Source organism: Citrobacter sp. MGH 55 (genome assembly GCF_016906145.1).
GTDB lineage: Bacteria > Pseudomonadota > Gammaproteobacteria > Enterobacterales > Enterobacteriaceae > Citrobacter_A > Citrobacter_A amalonaticus.
In genome coordinates this window covers 698,974-718,008 of record NZ_CP070239.1, presented here as the reverse complement: position 1 = coordinate 718,008, position 19,035 = coordinate 698,974, and the positions used below count along the sequence as shown (strand labels likewise).

The 19,035-nt window shown below is 52.6% G+C and carries 19 protein-coding genes; 8 read left to right on the top strand and 11 right to left on the bottom strand.

Annotated elements, in window-relative coordinates; translation table 11 throughout:
• Positions 1-64 precede the first annotated feature (64 nt).
• The 6 genes from fis to JTI98_RS02735 form a co-directional block, all read right to left on the bottom strand.
• Positions 65-361 carry a DNA-binding transcriptional regulator Fis gene (fis, locus tag JTI98_RS02760; protein ID WP_000462905.1) on the bottom strand — a complete coding sequence of 99 codons (297 nt, stop codon included), beginning with the start codon at positions 359-361 and terminating at the stop codon, positions 65-67.
• Between the two features lie 25 nt (positions 362-386).
• Complete coding sequence (gene dusB, locus JTI98_RS02755) at positions 387-1,352, bottom strand: tRNA dihydrouridine synthase DusB (protein ID WP_058587495.1); 966 nt, start codon at positions 1,350-1,352, stop codon at positions 387-389.
• A 327-nt stretch (positions 1,353-1,679) separates the two neighbouring features.
• Entirely contained in the window at positions 1,680-2,420 is a 741-nt protein-coding gene (locus JTI98_RS02750) for a carbonic anhydrase (protein ID WP_058587496.1), read from the bottom strand.
• A 146-nt stretch (positions 2,421-2,566) separates the two neighbouring features.
• On the bottom strand, positions 2,567-3,448 hold the full coding sequence (gene prmA / locus JTI98_RS02745) for a 50S ribosomal protein L11 methyltransferase (protein ID WP_042998347.1): 882 nt from the start codon (positions 3,446-3,448) through the stop codon (positions 2,567-2,569).
• A 10-nt stretch (positions 3,449-3,458) separates the two neighbouring features.
• Positions 3,459-4,910, bottom strand: a complete 1,452-nt coding sequence (panF, locus tag JTI98_RS02740; RefSeq protein ID WP_046401911.1) for a sodium/pantothenate symporter — start codon at positions 4,908-4,910, stop codon at positions 3,459-3,461.
• On the bottom strand, positions 4,900-5,142 hold the full coding sequence (locus JTI98_RS02735) for a YhdT family protein (RefSeq protein WP_042998345.1): 243 nt from the start codon (positions 5,140-5,142) through the stop codon (positions 4,900-4,902). The genes panF and JTI98_RS02735 overlap by 11 nt, the downstream gene beginning before the upstream one ends.
• 579 nt (positions 5,143-5,721) lie before the next feature.
• On the opposite strand from JTI98_RS02735, the gene JTI98_RS02730 reads away from it, so the two are divergent.
• Entirely contained in the window at positions 5,722-6,414 is a 693-nt protein-coding gene (locus JTI98_RS02730) for an oligogalacturonate-specific porin KdgM family protein (RefSeq protein ID WP_216081897.1), read from the top strand.
• Between the two features lie 28 nt (positions 6,415-6,442).
• Positions 6,443-6,880 (top strand): DoxX family protein, encoded by a 438-nt coding sequence (locus tag JTI98_RS02725; RefSeq protein WP_216081896.1) that lies wholly within the window; start codon positions 6,443-6,445, stop codon positions 6,878-6,880.
• 91 nt (positions 6,881-6,971) lie between these two features.
• Here the strand turns inward: JTI98_RS02725 and accC are convergent, their stop codons facing one another.
• From accC to JTI98_RS02700, 5 genes are all read right to left on the bottom strand, one after another.
• Positions 6,972-8,321, bottom strand: coding sequence for an acetyl-CoA carboxylase biotin carboxylase subunit (accC, locus tag JTI98_RS02720; RefSeq protein WP_042998343.1), 1,350 nt, complete (start codon positions 8,319-8,321; stop codon positions 6,972-6,974).
• Between the two features lie 10 nt (positions 8,322-8,331).
• Positions 8,332-8,799, bottom strand: coding sequence for an acetyl-CoA carboxylase biotin carboxyl carrier protein (gene accB / locus JTI98_RS02715; protein WP_042998342.1), 468 nt, complete (start codon positions 8,797-8,799; stop codon positions 8,332-8,334).
• Positions 8,800-9,181: 382 nt separating this feature from the next.
• Complete coding sequence (gene msrQ / locus JTI98_RS02710; protein WP_216081895.1) at positions 9,182-9,781, bottom strand: protein-methionine-sulfoxide reductase heme-binding subunit MsrQ; 600 nt, start codon at positions 9,779-9,781, stop codon at positions 9,182-9,184.
• Positions 9,782-10,786, bottom strand: coding sequence for a protein-methionine-sulfoxide reductase catalytic subunit MsrP (gene msrP / locus JTI98_RS02705; RefSeq protein WP_042998340.1), 1,005 nt, complete (start codon positions 10,784-10,786; stop codon positions 9,782-9,784). It lies immediately after the preceding gene.
• A gap of 105 nt (positions 10,787-10,891) precedes the next feature.
• The gene (locus JTI98_RS02700; RefSeq protein WP_216081894.1) at positions 10,892-11,866 is read right to left on the bottom strand and encodes an MDR family oxidoreductase; all 975 of its coding nucleotides are present in this window, start codon (positions 11,864-11,866) and stop codon (positions 10,892-10,894) included.
• Positions 11,867-12,072: 206 nt separating this feature from the next.
• Here JTI98_RS02700 and csrD point away from each other — a divergent pair, with 206 nt between their 5' ends.
• From csrD to rng, 6 genes are all read left to right on the top strand, one after another.
• A complete protein-coding gene (gene csrD, locus JTI98_RS02695; RefSeq protein WP_044263678.1) occupies positions 12,073-14,013 on the top strand; it encodes an RNase E specificity factor CsrD in 1,941 nt (646 codons plus the stop codon).
• Positions 14,014-14,321: 308 nt separating this feature from the next.
• A complete protein-coding gene (mreB, locus tag JTI98_RS02690; protein WP_000913396.1) occupies positions 14,322-15,365 on the top strand; it encodes a rod shape-determining protein MreB in 1,044 nt (347 codons plus the stop codon).
• A 63-nt stretch (positions 15,366-15,428) separates the two neighbouring features.
• Positions 15,429-16,457 (top strand): rod shape-determining protein MreC, encoded by a 1,029-nt coding sequence (gene mreC / locus JTI98_RS02685; RefSeq protein WP_044327103.1) that lies wholly within the window; start codon positions 15,429-15,431, stop codon positions 16,455-16,457.
• Positions 16,457-16,945, top strand: coding sequence for a rod shape-determining protein MreD (gene mreD, locus JTI98_RS02680; protein WP_042998336.1), 489 nt, complete (start codon positions 16,457-16,459; stop codon positions 16,943-16,945). The genes mreC and mreD overlap by 1 nt, the downstream gene beginning before the upstream one ends.
• Before the next feature lie 8 nt (positions 16,946-16,953).
• Complete coding sequence (locus JTI98_RS02675; RefSeq protein WP_044263676.1) at positions 16,954-17,547, top strand: nucleoside triphosphate pyrophosphatase; 594 nt, start codon at positions 16,954-16,956, stop codon at positions 17,545-17,547.
• Entirely contained in the window at positions 17,537-19,006 is a 1,470-nt protein-coding gene (gene rng / locus JTI98_RS02670) for a ribonuclease G (protein WP_042998334.1), read from the top strand. Before JTI98_RS02675 ends, rng begins: the two co-directional genes overlap by 11 nt.
• Positions 19,007-19,035 lie beyond the last annotated feature (29 nt).

The window sequence follows — 19,035 nt, the reverse complement described above, 5'->3', positions numbered from 1 at the left end:
AATAAAAAAGGCGCTTCCCCATGCCGAGTAGCGCCTTTTTAAACAAGCAATTAGCTAATCGAGATTAGTTCATGCCGTATTTTTTCAATTTTTTACGCAGCGTACCACGGTTGATGCCCATCATCAGGGCAGCACGGGTCTGGTTACCACGGGTGTATTGCATCACCATGTCCAACAGGGGCTGTTCTACTTCAGCCAGTACCAGCTCATAGAGGTCATTAACATCCTGACCGTTCAGTTGAGCAAAATAGTTCTTCAGTGCCTGTTTAACCGAGTCACGCAGGGGTTTTTGGGTTACCTGATCCTGAGAGTTAACGGTAGAAACGGTCAGTACGTCAGAATTTACGCGTTGTTCGAACATAGTTCTGTCAGCTCTTTATTTCTGTTTACGCAAAATTTTCGAAGTATGCCTCCAACGCCTCCAGCTGTTCGCTGGCATCCTCAATGGCGTTGAATGTGCGCCGAAACTGGTCATTTGGAGCGTGCTCCTGGAGATACCAGGAGACGTGTTTACGCGCGATTCGGTACCCTTTTGCCTGGCCATAAAAGTCATGCAGTTCCCGAACATGCGCACAAAGCAAGCGCTTAACCTCTGCCAGAGGCAGGGGGGATAGCAACTCCCCAGTGTCCAGATAATGCTGGATTTCCCGAAAGATCCAGGGTCTTCCCTGAGCTGCGCGGCCTATCATCAGGGCATCAGCCCCCGTATAGTCAAGCACAGCTCTGGCTTTAAGCGGGTCAGTAATGTCACCATTCGCGATAATCGGAATGGAAACTTTATGCTTAACTGCCCGAATACTGTCGTACTCAGCGTCTCCATTGAACAAACAGGCGCGGGTGCGTCCATGAATGGTCAGAGCCTGAATGCCACAGTCTTCAGCCAGTTGGGCAATCTCTACGCAGTTACGGTGTTCCGGAGCCCAGCCGGTGCGAATCTTCAGGGTCACAGGAACGTCCACTGCATTAACCACCCCGGTTAGTATCGACTTCACTAAATCCGGGTACTGCAAGAGGGCTGAACCTGCGAGCTTGCGATTCACTTTTTTAGCCGGACACCCCATATTGATATCAATAATCTGGGCGCCGCTTTCCACGTTAATCCGTGCGGCATCGGCCATCTCAACAGGGTCGCTACCGGCAATTTGCACCGTGCGAATTCCTGGCTCATCAACGTGCACCATCCGTAAACGGGATTTGTCGCTTTCCCAAACCTGCGGGTTAGACGACATCATCTCGGATACGGTCAATCCGGCTCCCATCTCATAACACAGCGTCCGAAAAGGTCTGTCAGTGATGCCAGCCATGGGCGCTGCGATCAGGCGATTTCTAAGCTGGTATTGTCCGATGCGCATGAGTTAAGAAATGACCATACTGTGACTGCAAGGCGGCGTATATTACGCATTTTTTGCACGAGATGAAAGGCCAAACTTTGACCAATCCTCTGCGGTGGATCAAAGAATCGCCGTTAACGTCAACGCCATAAAATAATTAGCCATACAAATCATTGCATTACAAAAGCGTGACGAAATTCTGTACGCTTATAATTTTGCGTAACTTCTCATTTTTTCTTCGAATCTGCGCGGGCTTGCAAGATAATCTGCTGAATTAATCAGCAGATTATCTTGAGTTAATGTGACATCGCTCTCATTTCAGCAGATGATTGCGCAACGCATCGGTCATCACTCGACCACGACACGACCGTTCAGCGGTTGGGGCGGACGATTATTGTCATGATGCATCGTATGGCTGAATTTTTCTAATTGCGCGGCGGACAGCGTCAGAGGGTGCTTCATGACAATCCAGGTTACCCCTTCAGAGCAGGGCGGTGTGGTCAGTGAACCGCTGAAACGCCAAAAGCGTTTGTTTTTCGGCAGCAGGGCATTCAGATCCATTTGTGAGGTGACGTTAGCGTCCTGTCCGGTTTGTTCAGGCATAGTCGCCCACAGTTTATCCAGCTCAGTGTTTGCCGCCCCTTTATCAAACATGACCGCAACAACGGCGATAGCACCATTTGCGTCTTTGTGTACCAGATGCATTTCCATCGCGTAATGTTTACCGTGAACCGTATTTTCGCTTGGGGCATGAAAGTGGAATTGCTGCAATGTAAACGGAGTCCCGTCAATCGTGATGGTATCAGCCGTTGCGCTCTTTAGCGCGGCCTGGATTGTGTGACCGTTGTTAATGAGAGTAATGGGGCCCTCAGTGTAGTGGGTTTTCAGGGGCTTCAGGTGGGCATTTGCCGACTGGTCGATGTTTATTGGGGACTGATTCATCCCGGTCTGACAGGTTTTATACTCTTCACTGAGTGCGCCCCAGTGTTCCGGGGATCCTTCACCCTCATAGCTCCAGTGTGACGCCATTGCGGTGGATGACATGATGCTTAACGCGAGAAAAGTTGCCTTGCTCAAAAAAGGGTTCATGAAATTCTTCCAATGAATAAAATAGATTTTTATATTTGCAACTTCAATGAGTTGCGCGTCTATTTTACCGTATGAGAGGAAGAGGAAGGAGCGGGCGAAATGCTGAAAAACGTGGCCGGTAGTACGGCCACGCGCGGGAGCCAGGGTTACTTCTTACGGCCCGTGATTCGACACCACTCTTCTTTCTCCACCACCGGATCGAGAGCGAAGAGATCGGCATAGGCTTCACAAACACTTTCCGCCTGGCTGGCAAGGATACCGGAAAGGCCCAGCAGACCGCCTGTAACGGGCAGGACGCTGATTAACGGTGCCAGCTCGCGTAATGGGCCTGCCAGAATGTTGGCGACCACTACGTCGGCTTTCATGGCGTCTGGCTGATCCTGTGGCAGGTAGAGTTCAAGACGTTCTGATACGCCATTACGCTGGGCGTTATCACGGCTGGCCTGAATCGCCTGCGGATCAATATCGATACCGATCGCTTTTGCGGCGCCCAGTTTCAGCGCGGCAATTGCGAGGATGCCGGAACCGCAACCAAAGTCGATAACGGTCTTACCGGTTAAATCGAGACTGTCAAGCCACTGCAGGCACAGTGAGGTGGTGGGATGAGTGCCGGTACCAAACGCCAGACCGGGGTCGAGCATTACGTTGACGGCATTTTCATCCGGCACGTCGCGCCAGCTTGGGCAGATCCACAGGCGTTCGCCAAAACGCATGGGGTGGAAGTTATCCATCCACTCGCGTTCCCAGTCCTTATCTTCCAGTTGTTCAATTTTATGCGCGAACCCGACGCCCAGCAGCGGATGGTGTTCCAGGATGGCGACGACTTCTTTCATGTCGGTTTCGGCATCAAACAGACCGATAACGTCGGTGTCGCCCCACAGGCGTGTTTCGCCCGGCAATGGCTCAAAAACCGGCGTGTCGTGCGTGTCCTGGAAGGTGATGGAAACGGAACCCGCTTCCATCAGGGCATCGCTCAATGCTTCCGCGTTAGCGCCCGTCGTGTTCAGTTTTAATTGGATCCATGGCATGGCAAACTCTTTATTTATCAGTAGTCAATACAGCGGCTTGCGGGGCAGGAGAACCGAAACGGTTTCCGACCAGGAAAGCCAGCAAACTTAGCAGCAACGAGGGCACAATCGGATGGAAGCCCAGGTACTGAACGTTAAAGGTGGCGAGAATCGCATACAGCACGCCGCCGACAATCATCGCACTCAGTGCTCCGGTCGCATTCGCGCGCTCCCAGTAAAGGCCAAGCACCAGCGGCCACAAGAACACGGCTTCCAGACCGCCAAACGCCAGCAGATTCAGCCAGATGATCATCTCTGGCGGTTTCCAGGCGGCAAGTAAGAGCAGCGCGCCTAAGATGAGGGTGATCACCGCCGATATTCGCTTCAACCGCGTCTCGTTCTGCAACTGTTCCGGGCGAATATTAAGATAGAGATCTTTAATGATCGTAGCGGAACTTTGCAGCAACTGGGCGTTGATCGTCGACATAATGGCCGCCATTGGCGCGGCAAGGAAGATCCCGGCGGCGAAAGGCGGCAGCACTTTGACCATCAGCGTGGGAATCACCAGATCCGGCACCGTCAGGTCAGGGATAACCGCACGACCCAGCGCGCCGGCAAGATGCATACCAAACATCAGGATCGCCACCACGATGGTACCGATGATTATCCCCCGGTGTACCGCTTTGCTGTCTTTGTAGGAGATGCAGCGCACCGCCGTATGCGGCAGACCGATCACACCAAAACAGACCAGTACCCAGAATGAGGTCATAAAGGTCGGAGACAGAATGTCATCGGCGCCCTGCGGTGAAACCAGTTTTGGGTCGATGGCGTTTAAGGTCTCTACGGCATGGCTCAGGCCACCGGCCGCATGCACGATACCGACCAGCAGCACGATGGTGCCAATCAGCATCACCAGTCCCTGCATTGTGTCGTTAAGCACGCTGGCACGAAAGCCGCCGAACGCGGTATACAGCGCGATACTGATACCGAAAATCAGCAGACCTGTTTCGTAGGGAATACCCGCCGCCGTTTCCAGCAGGCGTGCGCCGCCAATGAACTGCACGGTCATGGCGCCGACAAACGCCACGAGCAGGCTGAGGCTCGCCAGCCACACCAGCAGGCGACTCTGGTAGCGGGCAAACAGCATGTCGTTGAGGGTGACGGCATTATAGCGACGGGCAAGGATGGCGAATTTCTTACCGAGTATCCCCAGCGAAAGCCAGACGGCGGGAAGCTGAATCATCGCCAGCAACACCCATCCCAGTCCGTATTTATAGGCCGCACCAGGTCCACCAATAAATGAGCTGGCGCTGATGTATGTCGCGGTCAGGGTCATCGCCAGGACGATCCCCCCCATGGAACGGCTACCCAGAAAATATTCATTCAGGAAGGTGCCGGTCTGCCGTTTACGCATGGCATAAACAGAAAGACCGAACACAACAACCAGATAGGCAACCAGCGGCAGAATGACTTCAAGCTGCATCATCATCCTCCAGGGGAATGTCACGATAGATAAATTTCACCATGGCCCAGCACAGCAAAATGAAGATCAGCGGTGTTAGCAGACAAGCCATTTCAAACCAGTGCGGCAGCCCGGTTATGCCCGGCGTCACCCCTGGTATGTAAGCTGCGGCGAGCCAGGCAGCCAGATAGAGAAGGGTCAGCCATAGCGCCCAACGCGCTTCTTTATTGGCCTGAACAAAACGTTTGTCCATTTTTTGTCCCTTGTTGAAAAAGAAAGCGGGGATTGTACCTTAAGCCGCTGGTCAGGGGGGAGAGAAAGGTGGCGGCTGAAGAACGATCTTGCCCCTGTGGGGTGAGGAGACAAAATAATCACGATCAATTAATCAAAACGAACTGTTCTGAAAATAAACGTATTCTATTTTTATTTTCCTATTTTTATTTTAGTTAATAATATTGATTACTCTCGTTTTTATTGTGCAAAGTACCGGAATTATCTAGCACCTCCGTTATTAATTAATAATAAAACGGCTAACGGGATATTATTAATTAATGAGGTAATAAGCTGTGACGACTATATAAACTCGATGAATACGCTGCTTTTTCTCAATGGCTATTTATATGGATATTTTCTTATGCCTCCTATTTTGCTCGTCAGATCTCATATTTTATTAATGACTGCAATTTACAGGGTGATATAACAATAATATTCTTAACCGGCGCTGAACCTGTTATCGGGTTTTCTGAGTAGCGAGATTCTTAGTGGCAATGCCTTTTCTTAATTCTGTCGGAGACGGAAAGGTCTTTTTTTGCGTTCATACATGGACTTTAATATGAAATTAAATAAGAGAATGACTATTAGTGCCGTGGCAATACTGGTTAGCTGCAATGTCCTGGCCGCTGAATCTGTTATCGATTTACGTCACGACTACTTCGATGATGGAAAAATTAATAAAGATCGTATCTATTTTGCGCATCGGTTTGATAACCAATTCGGTTTCTCTGTCGAGACCCGTTATAAATCAAGTGGTGACGATGCGAATGAGCCTTTTAATGAATTAGATACTAACGGTAGTGAAGCCACTATCAGCTATCGCTTTATCCTTAATCCCAAAATGTATCTGATCCCTGCTTTTAATATTGATAGTAATTCGGGTAATACCATCTATAAACCTAACCTGTTACTCGGGACCGTACTGGGTAATGGTTTTTATCTGAACCTGCGCTATCGTTATGATTACACCTTGCAGGATAACGAAGACCTGAATAATAAAGCAACAGGGCGTTATGACGCGTGGCTTGGCTATAAGACCGGTGACTGGAAGTTTGAATACAACTTTGTTTACTTACATGCCAATACCGATATTTATAATGAAAGTCACGCCGACTATGAGCATGACATGAAGGTTGCCTACTCTGTCACCAAAAACTGGGCACCTTATATTGAGATTGGCAATGTCTCCGTCAACAGACTGCAAGACGACAGGCAAACACGTTTCCGGATAGGTTTCCAGTACACCTACTAAAGCAAGGGATGAAAGGGAGTTGCACAGAATGTTAAAACAATGGAATGAAGTATTTCATCGATATACTAATAACCCGGATGCGGCAAAATTAATACTGCGGGTGGTTTTTGGCGGACTCATGCTATTTCATGGCGTAGCGAAAGCGAAACACGGACTTGGCGCAGTCGTGTTCCTGCTGGAATCTCACCATTTGCCGGCTTTTATCGCATGGGGATCGTTCATTGGTGAGATTATTGCGCCCTTGATGTTGATTCTTGGGGTGATGACACGTTATGCGGCGGCAATTTTTACCTTCACAATGCTGTTTGCGACATATCTGGTGATGGACGGGAAAGTATTGGCTCTGACGCCTCAGGGAGCATGGGCCCTGGAGTTACAAGCTATATATCTGTGTGGTGGGTTTTGTATGCTCTTTCTGGGCGGTGGAAAATATTCCGTAATGTCTGAATTTTCTTCTCGCCGGTAAAAAGAGAAGGCCCGAAAATTCGGGCCTTAGAAGAAGATAAATCGGTGTAAAAAATGGGCTCTTCCGAGCCCATTTTGCTGTGCACCGAGAATTACTTCTCAGTGAGGCCGAGCTTCTTCTCCAGATAGTGGATGTTAGTACCACCTTGCTGGAAGTGCTCGTCGTTCATGATGCGCGTCTGCAGATCAACGTTGGTTTTAATACCGTCGATGATCAGTTCCTGCAGCGCGTTTTTCATGCGGGCAATCGCCACATCACGGGTTTCGCCGTAGCAGATAAGCTTGCCGATCATGGAGTCATAGTATGGCGGTACGGTGTAACCGGCATAGATATGCGACTCCCAGCGCACGCCAAAACCGCCTGGCGCGTGGAAGCGGGTGATTTTACCCGGGCTCGGCAGGAAGGTGTTCGGGTCTTCAGCATTGATACGGCATTCCACCGCGTGGCCTTTGACCTGCACCTCTTCTTGCTTGATCGACAGCGGCTGGCCAGCAGCAATGCGCAACTGTTCTTTGATCAGGTCAACACCGGTGATCATTTCGGTAACCGGGTGTTCAACCTGAATACGGGTGTTCATTTCAATGAAGTAGAACTCGCCGTTTTCGAACAGGAACTCAAAGGTGCCCGCGCCGCGATAGCCGATATCCACACAGGCTTTCGCGCAACGCTCGCCAATGAAGCGACGCAGTTCCGGGGTAATACCCGGTGCCGGTGCTTCTTCGACGACTTTCTGGTGACGACGCTGCATAGAGCAGTCACGTTCCGCCAGATAAATCGCGTTACCCTGACCGTCTGCCAGCACCTGAATTTCGATGTGGCGTGGGTTCTCGAGGTATTTCTCCATATAAACCATGTCGTTGCTGAAAGCCGCTTTCGCTTCCGCTTTGGTCATGGAGATGGATTGCGCCAGTTCGGCATCGCCGCGTACTACGCGCATACCACGACCGCCACCGCCGCCGGACGCCTTGATGATAACCGGATAGCCGATGCGTTTTGCATGGGCACGGTTCGCATCCATATCGTCGGTCAGCGGGCCGTCAGAACCCGGTACGGTCGGGACGCCAGCTTTCTTCATCGCGGTGATCGCCGATACTTTGTCACCCATCAGACGGATGGTGTCCGCTTTCGGGCCGATGAAGATAAAGCCAGAGCGTTCAACCTGCTCAGCAAAGTTGGCGTTCTCAGAGAGGAAGCCATAACCCGGGTGAATCGCTACCGCGCCAGTGATTTCAGCGGCGCTGATGATAGCCGGGATGTTCAGATAGCTTTTTACGGACGGAGCCGGACCAATACAAACCGTCTCATCCGCCAGCAATACGTGTTTTAAATCGCGATCCGCGCTTGAATGCACAGCGACAGTCTTGATACCCAGTTCTTTACAGGCACGAAGAATTCGCAATGCAATCTCGCCGCGGTTGGCGATAACAATTTTATCCAGCATGTTCGCCTCGTTACTCGATGACGACCAGCGGCTCGTCAAATTCTACCGGTTGACCACTTTCGACCAGGATAGCTTTCACGGTACCTGATTTGTCCGCTTCGATCTGGTTCATCATTTTCATGGCTTCAACGATGCACAGGGTATCGCCTACATTGACTTTCTGACCCACTTCGATGAACGCTTTAGCGTCCGGGCTCGGGGTGCGGTAGAAAGTACCAACCATTGGGGAACGTACGATGTGACCACTGATTTCTGCTGCGGCGGCTGCCGGCGCTTCTGCTGCCGGAGCAACTGCGTTAGACAGAGCAGGTTGCTGCTGCATCATTGGTGCAGCGTAGGCTTGTTGCATCACCGGGAAGCTACCTGCTGGCGCTGCGCGGCTGATGCGTACAGACTCTTCGCCTTCAGAAATTTCCAGTTCGGAGATGCCTGATTCTTCAACCAGCTCGATCAGTTTTTTAATCTTACGAATATCCATGAGTGGGTTCCGTACTCTTTGTTTAGTGTGATTGTGACAGGCATTAAGCGCTGTCTGTAAAGCGTGAGTCCCGATGGCAAAACGGCTTGCGCCTGCCAGGACGCCGGTATATTCCGCCTCAACGATTCATGTGAGACTTGTCGGTTAACATGCAGCGATTTGCTGCAATCCTCCGGCAAAAAACAAAATATACCTTCAATGCTCGATTGTCACCTTTTCAGCGGTCTAAAAACGCTGTCCAGGGAGCCAAGGTCGCACATTATAATGATTTCGTAGCAATTGGCAGCTAAATACTGGTCTTATCAGGGAAGATAATCAACCGCTAACACACAAATAACATCCGAGTCTCTGCATTTTGTAACCGACTGCACAGTTCGCCGAACTAGCGCCACCACTGGCGGAACTTCTTGTAACGGCAGGCCAAAAGCAGCAGTGCGAGCAGAGCATAAATGATGGGTTGAGGTGACAAAATCTTCACCGACCACAGATAATGTATCGGCGCGAGGATCGCCACCAGATAGACGAAGTTGTGCAAAAATTGCCAGCGCTTACCCAATTTTCGTTGTGCTGCCTGTGTTGATGTTAGCGTCAGCGCGAGCAGGATGAGCCAACTGATGATCCCAAGCGTTAAATACGGGCGCGTAATCAGTTCTCGTCCCAACAATCCGAGATTATGGATACCTAACTCTAGCAGCGCGTAACTGGTCAGATGCAGCGTAGCCCAGGCGAAACACCATAACCCCAGCAGACGACGGGTGTGTATCAATAATGGCTGTTTAGCGTAGCGTGCGAGCGGCGTGACCAGCAAGGCAGCGAGCAAAAATTTCAGAGCTGTCCTACCGGTAAAGTGCTGGATGTCCTTTACCGGATCGGCGCTGAGCCCGCCGTTGTTAATGGCCCAGAACAGCCAGAGAAATGGTAGCAATCCCGCCAGATGAAGCGCCACTTTCAGCCAGGTAATCTGCTTTGCACTCAGCCGCACTTAGAAATTCTCCCTCAAGTTCAGGCCGCGATACAGCGAGGCCACTTCATCGGCATAGCCGTTAAACAGTAGGGTGGGTTGCCGTTGGACATCCAGAATACCGCCTGCGCCGATAAATCGTTCCGTTGCCTGCGACCAGCGCGGGTGATCAACATGCGGATTCACATTAGCGTAAAAACCGTACTCATCGGCAGCGGCAAGATTCCAGGTGGTGGGGGGCCGCTCGCGGGTCAGTTTAATGCTGACGATCGATTTAATGCCTTTAAAGCCATATTTCCACGGCACTGTCAGGCGTACAGGCGCGCCGTTTTGCGGCGGTAACGCTTTACCGTATACGCCAACGGTCAGCAGCGTCAGGGGATGCATCGCCTCATCCAGGCGCAATCCTTCGACATAGGGATATTTCAATCCACCGCCAATGAAGCGATCTTTTTGTCCCGGCATGTCGTCCGGCGCATAAAGCGTCTCGAACGCGACATATTTTGCATTGCTGGTGGGTTCGACGAGCGCCAGCAGCTTATGTAAAGGAAAGCCAATCCACGGCACCACCATCGACCAGGCTTCAACACAGCGCATCCGGTAAATCCTCTCCTCTAAAGGAAAGCGTGTGGTGAGCGCATCGTGATCCAGGGTTAATGGTTTGGCCACTTCACCACTGATTTTTAACGTCCAGGGATCGGTTTTCATGCTGCCCGCATTGGCGGCAGGATCGGCCTTATCCAGACCAAACTCGTAGAAATTGTTGTAGCCAGTGACTTTATCTTCTGGCGTTAAAGGCAGCGTGTTTTGCCATGCGGCGGGTTTGCTGAATTCCAGCGGTTTGCCGGCGGGCGCGGGTGGACGATCGTTGCCTTTGAACCAGCTCAACAGATCCGCCTGCGCGGATATCGGCAGCGACAGCGTGGCAGCCCCGATCCCCAGCGCTTTCAGCACCTGGCGGCGATGCATAAAGAAAGCCGATTCGGCAGTGACATCGGCTTCTTTGAGTGGACGTAATTTCTTCATAACAGACTCCAGGCGTACATATAATGCGTAGTTACTATGGCAGGGAGTCTGTCAGTGCGCAGCGAAATTTCGTTAATTAAGTGTAAATTTCTACGGCGTTTGTGTTTACTTCACTTTAACCAGCGTACGGCCTTGTACCTGGTTATTAATGATGGCATCGGCGAACTTCGGCGCCTCAGCCAGCGAAATTTCCGTTGCTGCCTGTGCATAGAATGATTCCGGTAAGTCATTCACCAGACGCTGCCAGGCCTGAGCACGGCGCGCCGGTGGTGTCATCACAGAATCCACCCCTTGCAGACGAACGTTGCGCAAAATAAACGGCATCACTGTCGTTGGCAGGGCAAAACCGCCCGCCAGACCACAGGCGGCGACACAGCCCCCGTAGTTCATTTGCGCAAGCACTTTCGCCAGCACTTTATCACCCACGGTATCAATTGCCCCGGCCCACAGTTGTTTTTCCAGTGGACGGGATTCGGCGAACTCATCACGACCCAGAATACGGCTTGCGCCCAACAGGCGGAGATAATCATGGGTGCTTTCACGTCCGGACACCGCAACAACCTGATAGCCCAGTTTATGCAGCAGCGCGACCGCGGTACTGCCGACACCGCCGCTGGCGCCGGTGACCACGATTTCACCGTCTTGCTGACGAATGCCCGCCTCTTCAAGCGCCATCACACACAGCATGGCAGTAAACCCGGCAGTGCCGATCACCATCGCTTTACGGCTGTCCAGCCCTTTTGGCAGCGCAACCAGCCAGTCCGCTTTCACGCGTGCCTGTTCTGCCAGGCCACCCCAATGATTTTCGCCAACGCCCCAACCGGTCAGTAACACCTCCTGGCCCGCATGAAACCGAGGATCTTCGCTGGTCCGAACGGTGCCGGCGAAATCAATGCCAGGAATCATCGGAAAGTTGCGGATGATTTTTCCTTTTCCGGTGATGGCGAGCGCATCTTTATAGTTCAGACTGGACCAGTGGACATCCACTGTGACATCGCCTTCCGGCAGCCGACTTTCTTCAAGAGTCTGCACGGAAGCAAGGGTTTTACCGTCCTGCTGTTCTAAGATCAAAGCCTGCATAACCTGTCCTCAATTCTGCATGGTGGATTGGAAAATGACGTCTGAAGACTATACTCGCTAATTGAAACGTGAATCCGATGCAACGCAATAAATTGCCAGATACACCTGATTTGGTAGTATGCACTCACTCTTTGCGCAACCGGACGAATTTTGCGTTTGGTTAAGCAGTTTCGTGTCGCAATTCAACCGTCGGAGTTAACTCAAGGATGCGATTAACGACGAAATTCTCAGCTTTTGTCACGCTGCTCACCGGGTTAACGATCTTTGTCACCCTGATCGGCTGCTCGCTGAGCTTTTACAACGCCATCCAGTACAAGATGGCCCATCGTGTCCAGGCGGTGGCGACAGCCATTGACACGCATCTTGTTTCACGCGATTTCAAACAGTTAACATCGCAAATTGACGAACTGATGGTGTCTGCCGACGTCGTACGCGTCGATCTGCTGCAGGGTGAAAAGGTCATTTATAGCCAAACCCGTAACAGTAGCTATCGCCCGGTTGGCACCAGTAATCTCTTTCGCGAGCTCTCGGTTCCGCTGATGAAGCACCCGGGAATGACGATGGATCTGGTCTATCAGGATCCGATGGGCAACTATTTTCATTCACTGATGACGACGGCACCGCTCACGCTGGCCATTGGTTTTATTGTACTGATGCTGTTTCTGTCGGTACGTTGGCTACAGCGTCAACTTTCCGGTCAGGAACTGCTGGAGATGCGTTCGACGCGAATTTTGAATGGAGAACGGGGAGCCAGTGTACGGGGTACGGTCTATGAATGGCCGGCGCGCACCAGTAGCGCGCTGGATATGCTGTTGTCCGAAATCCAGAGCGCCCAGGAGCAGCGGAGCCGTCTCGATACGCTGATTCGCTCTTACGCCGCGCAGGACACCAAAACCGGCCTCAGCAATCGGCTCTTTTTTGACAACCAACTGGCGACGTTGCTGGACGATCAGGAGAAGATCGGCGCGCATGGCGTGGTGATGATGATTCGCCTGCCGGACTTTAACCTGTTGCGCGACAGTTGGGGGCGTAACCTCGCCGAAGAAGAACTGTTTAGTCTGATCAATTTATTGTCCACTTTTATGATGCGTTTTCCGGGGTCGCTACTGGCGCGCTACCATCGCAGCGACTTTGCCGTTTTGCTGCCGCACCGCACTTTGAAAGAGGCGGAAAGCGTAGCCGGACAACTTTTAAAAGCAGTCGATGCACTTCCGACTAATAAAATGCTCGATCGTGACGATATGGTACATATCGGCATTTGCGCCTGGCGTAGCGGGCAGTCGACGGAACAGGTGATGGAACATGCAGAGGCGGCGACCCGCAATGCCGTGTTGCAGGGCGGAAATAGCTGGGCGGTGTATGACGACTCGTTGCCGGAAAAAGGGCGTGGCAACGTGCGCTGGCGAACGCTGATTGAGCAGATGCTCAGCCGCGGCGGCCCGCGAATTTATCAGAAACCGGCCGTCACCCGGGACGGACATGTGCATCATCGGGAACTGATGTGCCGCATCTTTGATGGTAATGAAGAGGTCAGCACGGCGGAATACATGCCGATGGTGTTACAGTTCGGTTTATCAGAAGAGTATGACCGCTTACAAATAAGCCGCGTCATCCCGCTGCTAAACTACTGGCCGGAAGAGAATCTGGCGATGCAGGTGACGGTAGAGTCGCTGATTCGTCCACGTTTTCAGCGTTGGTTACGCGATACCTTGATGCAGTGTGAAAAATCGCAACGAAAACGCATAATTATTGAACTTGCGGAGGCGGATGTAGGTCAACACATCAGCCGGTTGCAGCCCGTTATCCGCTTAGTGAATGCATTAGGCGTTCGGGTTGCCGTCACGCAGGCGGGTTTAACGCTGGTGAGTACCAGCTGGATTAAGGAACTCAATGTGGAATTGATCAAGCTCCATCCGAGTCTGGTCAGGAACATTGAGAAGCGAACGGAAAACCAGTTGCTGGTTCAAAGCCTGGTGGAGGCGTGCTCAGGCACCAGCACCCAGGTTTACGCAACGGGTGTACGTTCGCGCGGTGAGTGGCAGACGCTGACAGCGCGTGGTGTTTCCGGTGGACAGGGGGATTTTTTTGCTGCCTCCCAGCCGCTGGATACCAATGTGAAAAAATATTCTCAAAGATACTCGGTTTAACCTGCCGTTTGTTCAGTTTTCACGTAGAATAACGCGCGCTGTGCCTTCATGGGGGTGTGCTTGTCTGCTCGCCATTTTGTAACAGCACATATGCAGGTGAATGACCTTAAACCGGTTGCAAATGAGGGCGAGGATTGCTGCTGAAGTGCTCAGCCCTGAGGGACTCAGGTAGAGATTTGTAACAAAGGAAACGAACTGCACTAATTTTCACCGTAGCAGATGATTTTTGCGCCTTGTCGCTGCTGCGTGTGGTTGGTAAAGTAAGCGGATTTTGTTTTCCGCCCCAGCTTTCAGGATTATCCCTTAGTATGTTGAAAAAATTTCGTGGCATGTTTTCCAATGACTTGTCCATTGACCTGGGTACCGCGAATACCCTCATTTATGTAAAAGGACAAGGCATCGTATTGAATGAGCCTTCCGTTGTGGCCATTCGTCAGGATCGTGCCGGTTCACCGAAAAGCGTGGCTGCAGTAGGTCATGATGCGAAGCAGATGCTGGGTCGTACGCCGGGCAACATTGCTGCTATTCGCCCAATGAAAGACGGCGTTATTGCCGATTTCTTCGTGACTGAAAAAATGCTCCAGCACTTCATCAAGCAAGTGCACAGCAACAGCTTTATGCGTCCAAGCCCGCGTGTGCTGGTGTGCGTACCGGTTGGTGCCACTCAGGTTGAGCGTCGTGCTATTCGTGAATCCGCACAGGGCGCTGGCGCCCGCGAAGTCTTCCTGATTGAAGAGCCGATGGCGGCGGCAATCGGTGCGGGTCTGCCCGTTTCTGAGGCAACCGGCTCGATGGTTGTGGACATCGGTGGTGGTACGACGGAAGTCGCCGTTATCTCCCTGAACGGTGTGGTCTATTCTTCTTCTGTCCGTATCGGCGGCGATCGCTTCGATGAAGCCATCATTAATTATGTGCGCCGTAACTACGGTTCTCTGATCGGTGAAGCCACCGCAGAGCGTATCAAGCATGAAATTGGTTCTGCCTATCCGGGCGACGAAGTGCGCGAAATCGAAGTGCGCGGTCGTAACCTGGCAGAAGGTGTTCCTCGCGGCTTCACCCTGAACTCTAACGAGATTCTGGAAGCCCTGCAGGAGCCGCTGACCGGTATCGTTAGCGCGGTGATGGTTGCACTGGAACAGTGCCCGCCGGAACTGGCGTCTGATATCTCCGAGCGCGGAATGGTGCTCACTGGCGGTGGCGCGCTGTTGCGTAACCTTGATCGTCTGTTAATGGAAGAAACCGGTATTCCAGTTGTTGTCGCTGAAGACCCGCTGACCTGTGTGGCGCGTGGCGGCGGCAAAGCGCTGGAAATGATCGACATGCACGGCGGCGACCTGTTCAGCGAAGAGTAATCGGGTGCCGGCAGGAGAGCGTTACGCTGTCCTGCCGACTCTGATACGAGAATACGCAAACTTATGAAGCCAATTTTTAGCCGTGGCCCCTCGCTACAGATTCGCCTTATTCTGGCGGTGTTGGTGGCGCTCGGCGTTATTATTGCCGACAGCCGCCTGGGTACGTTCAGTCAGATCCGTACCTACATGGATACCGCCGTCAGTCCTTTCTACTTTATTTCCAATGGTCCCCGTGAACTGCTTGATGGCGTCTCGCAAACGCTCGCCTCACGCGACCAGCTTGAGCTTGAAAACCGGGCGCTGCGTCAGGAACTGCTGCTGAAAAACAGTGAACTGTTGATGCTGGGGCAGTACAAACAGGAGAACGCGCGCCTGCGCGAGCTGCTGGGTTCGCCGCTGCGTCAGGATGAACAAAAGATGGTGACGCAGGTCATCTCCACGGTTAACGATCCCTACAGCGACCAGGTGGTTATCGACAAAGGCAGCGTGAACGGCGTTTACGAAGGCCAACCGGTAATCAGCGACAAAGGCGTTGTCGGTCAGGTCGTCGCGGTGGCGAAGCTGACCAGCCGCGTCCTGCTGATTTGTGATGCCACGCATGCCTTACCCATTCAGGTGTTGCGCAACGACATCAGGGTGATCGCGGCCGGTAACGGCTGCACCGACGATCTGCAACTCGAACACCTGCCAGCCAATACCGATATTCGCGTTGGCGATGTGCTGGTTACGTCTGGTCTGGGCGGCCGTTTCCCGGAAGGCTATCCGGTTGGCGTGGTCTCTTCCGTTAAGCTGGATACTCAACGTGCTTACACCGTGATTCAGGCGCGTCCTACTGCGGGCTTACAGCGTCTGCGCTATCTGCTGTTGCTGTGGGGAGCTGACCGTAACGGCGCCAACCCGATGACGCCGGAAGATGTGCATCGCGTGGCGAATGAACGTCTGATGCAGATGATGCCGCAAGTGTTGCCGTCTCCGGACATGATGGGGCCGCCGTCGCCCGTGCCTGCGCCAGCAACCGGTATCACGTCACCACCTGCCGCTCCGCCAGCGGGTGCGACGCCGCCTCCAGCGCGTGCGCCGGGAGGCCAGTAGTGGCAAGCTATCGTAGCCAGGGTCGCTGGGTTATCTGGCTCTCGTTCTTTATCGCTCTGTTACTGCAAGTGATGCCCTGGCCGGATGAGATCATTGTCTTCCGGCCAAACTGGGTGCTGCTCATTTTACTCTACTGGATCCTCGCCCTGCCGCATCGCGTCAATGTGGGCACAGGTTTCGTGATGGGTGCCATACTGGATCTCATTAGTGGTTCCACGCTTGGCGTGCGGGCATTGTCGATGAGCATCATCGCTTACCTGGTTGCGCTGAAATTTCAGCTCTTTCGCAATCTGGCGCTCTGGCAGCAGGCACTGGTGGTGATGTTGCTTTCGCTGGTGGTGGATATTATTGTTTTCTGGTCAGAGTTTTTAGTGATCAACGTCTCTTTCAGACCTGAAGTGTTCTGGAGTAGTGTAGTCAACGGAGTGCTCTGGCCGTGGCTTTTCTTGCTGATGCGTAAAGTCCGCCAGCAATTTGCAGTGCAATAAAGGTTTCTATGACATCTCTATACTTAGCTTCCGGTTCGCCGCGTCGTCAGGAACTGCTCACGCAGTTAGGCGTTTCTTTCGAACGTATAGTTACGGGAATCGAAGAAACGCGTGGCGAGGGGGAAAGCGCACAGCAATATGTGTCGCGTCTGGCGCGAGAAAAAGCCCAGGCCGGCGTGGCGCAGACGCCGCGCGATCTCCCTGTTCTGGGGGCGGATACCATCGTTATCCTCAATGGGGAAGTGTTAGAGAAGCCACGTGACGTACACCATGCGGCGCTGATGTTGCGCAAATTGTCCGGGCAAACGCATCAGGTGATGACGGCCGTTGCGCTGGCGGATAGCCAGTATGTGCTTGACTGCCTGGTGATAACCGAGGTGACGTTCAGAGCGTTGACGGATGCGGATATCGCTGACTATATCGCCAGCGGTGAACCGATGGATAAAGCAGGTGCATACGGTATTCAGGGGCAGGGTGGCTGTTTTGTCAGGAAGATAAATGGCAGCTATCACGCCGTAGTCGGCTTACCGCTGGTTGAAACGTATGAGTTGCTGAGCAATTTTAACTCACTGCGTGAGAAAAGGGATACACATGACGGCTGAATTGTTGGTAAACGTAACGCCATCGGAAACACGCGTGGCGTACATTGATGGCGGTATTCTGCAAGAAATTCATATTGAGCGCGAAGCGCGACGCGGGATCGTAGGCAATATCTACAAAGGTCGGGTCAGTCGCGTACTTCCGGGTATGCAGGCGGCTTTTGTAGATATTGGGCTGGATAAAGCCGCGTTTCTTCACGCTTCCGACATTATGCCACACACCGAATGCGTGGCGGGTGAAGAGCAGAAGCAGTTTACTGTTCGCGATATTTCGGAGCTGGTGCGTCAGGGGCAAGATCTGATGGTGCAGGTGGTGAAAGATCCGTTGGGCACCAAAGGCGCGCGTCTGACCACCGACATCACTTTACCGTCTCGTTATCTGGTCTTTATGCCCGGCGCCTCGCACGTGGGTGTGTCTCAGCGTATCGAAAGTGAAGCCGAGCGTGAGCGCCTGAAGAAAGTGGTCGCTGAGTACTGCGACGAGCAGGGGGGATTTATCATCCGCACTGCGGCGGAAGGCGTTTGTGAAGACGATCTGGCGTCAGACGCCGCGTACCTCAAGCGCGTCTGGACCAAAGTAATGGAGCGCAAAAAGCGCCCGCAGACGCGTTACCAGATGTATGGCGAGCTGGCGCTGGCGCAGCGTGTACTGCGTGATTTTGCTGACGCACAGTTAGACCGCATTCGCGTGGATTCCCGTCTGACCTATGAAGCCCTGCTGGAGTTTACTGCGGAATACATCCCGGAAATGACCAGCAAGCTGGAGCATTACAGCGGACGCCAGCCGATTTTCGATCTCTTTGACGTTGAGAATGAAATCCAGCGAGCGCTGGAGCGCAAAGTGGAACTGAAATCCGGCGGCTATCTGATTATCGATCAAACTGAAGCGATGACCACCGTCGATATCAATACCGGCGCGTTTGTCGGCCATCGTAATCTTGATGACACCATCTTCAACACTAATATTGAAGCGACCCAGGCGATTGCCCGTCAGCTGCGACTGCGTAATCTCGGCGGTATCATTATTATCGATTTTATCGACATGAATAATGAGGATCACCGTCGCCGGGTTCTGCATTCGCTTGAGCAGGCACTGAGTAAAGATCGGGTGAAAACCAGCATTAACGGTTTTTCGCAGTTGGGTCTGGTGGAGATGACGCGCAAGCGCACGCGTGAGAGTGTGGAGCATGTGCTGTGCAACGAATGTCCGACCTGTCACGGACGCGGCACGGTGAAGACGGTGGAAACTGTCTGCTATGAGATCATGCGTGAGATCGTTCGCGTGCACCACGCCTACGACTCCGACCGCTTCCTGGTCTATGCTTCTCCGGCAGTAGCGGAAACCCTGAAAGGGGAAGAGTCGCACGCGCTGGCGGAAGTTGAGATTTTTGTCGGCAAACAGGTGAAAGTACAAATTGAACCGCTCTATAACCAGGAGCAGTTTGACGTCGTAATGATGTAAACCGATACGGTGCCGCGTGACGGGCGGCG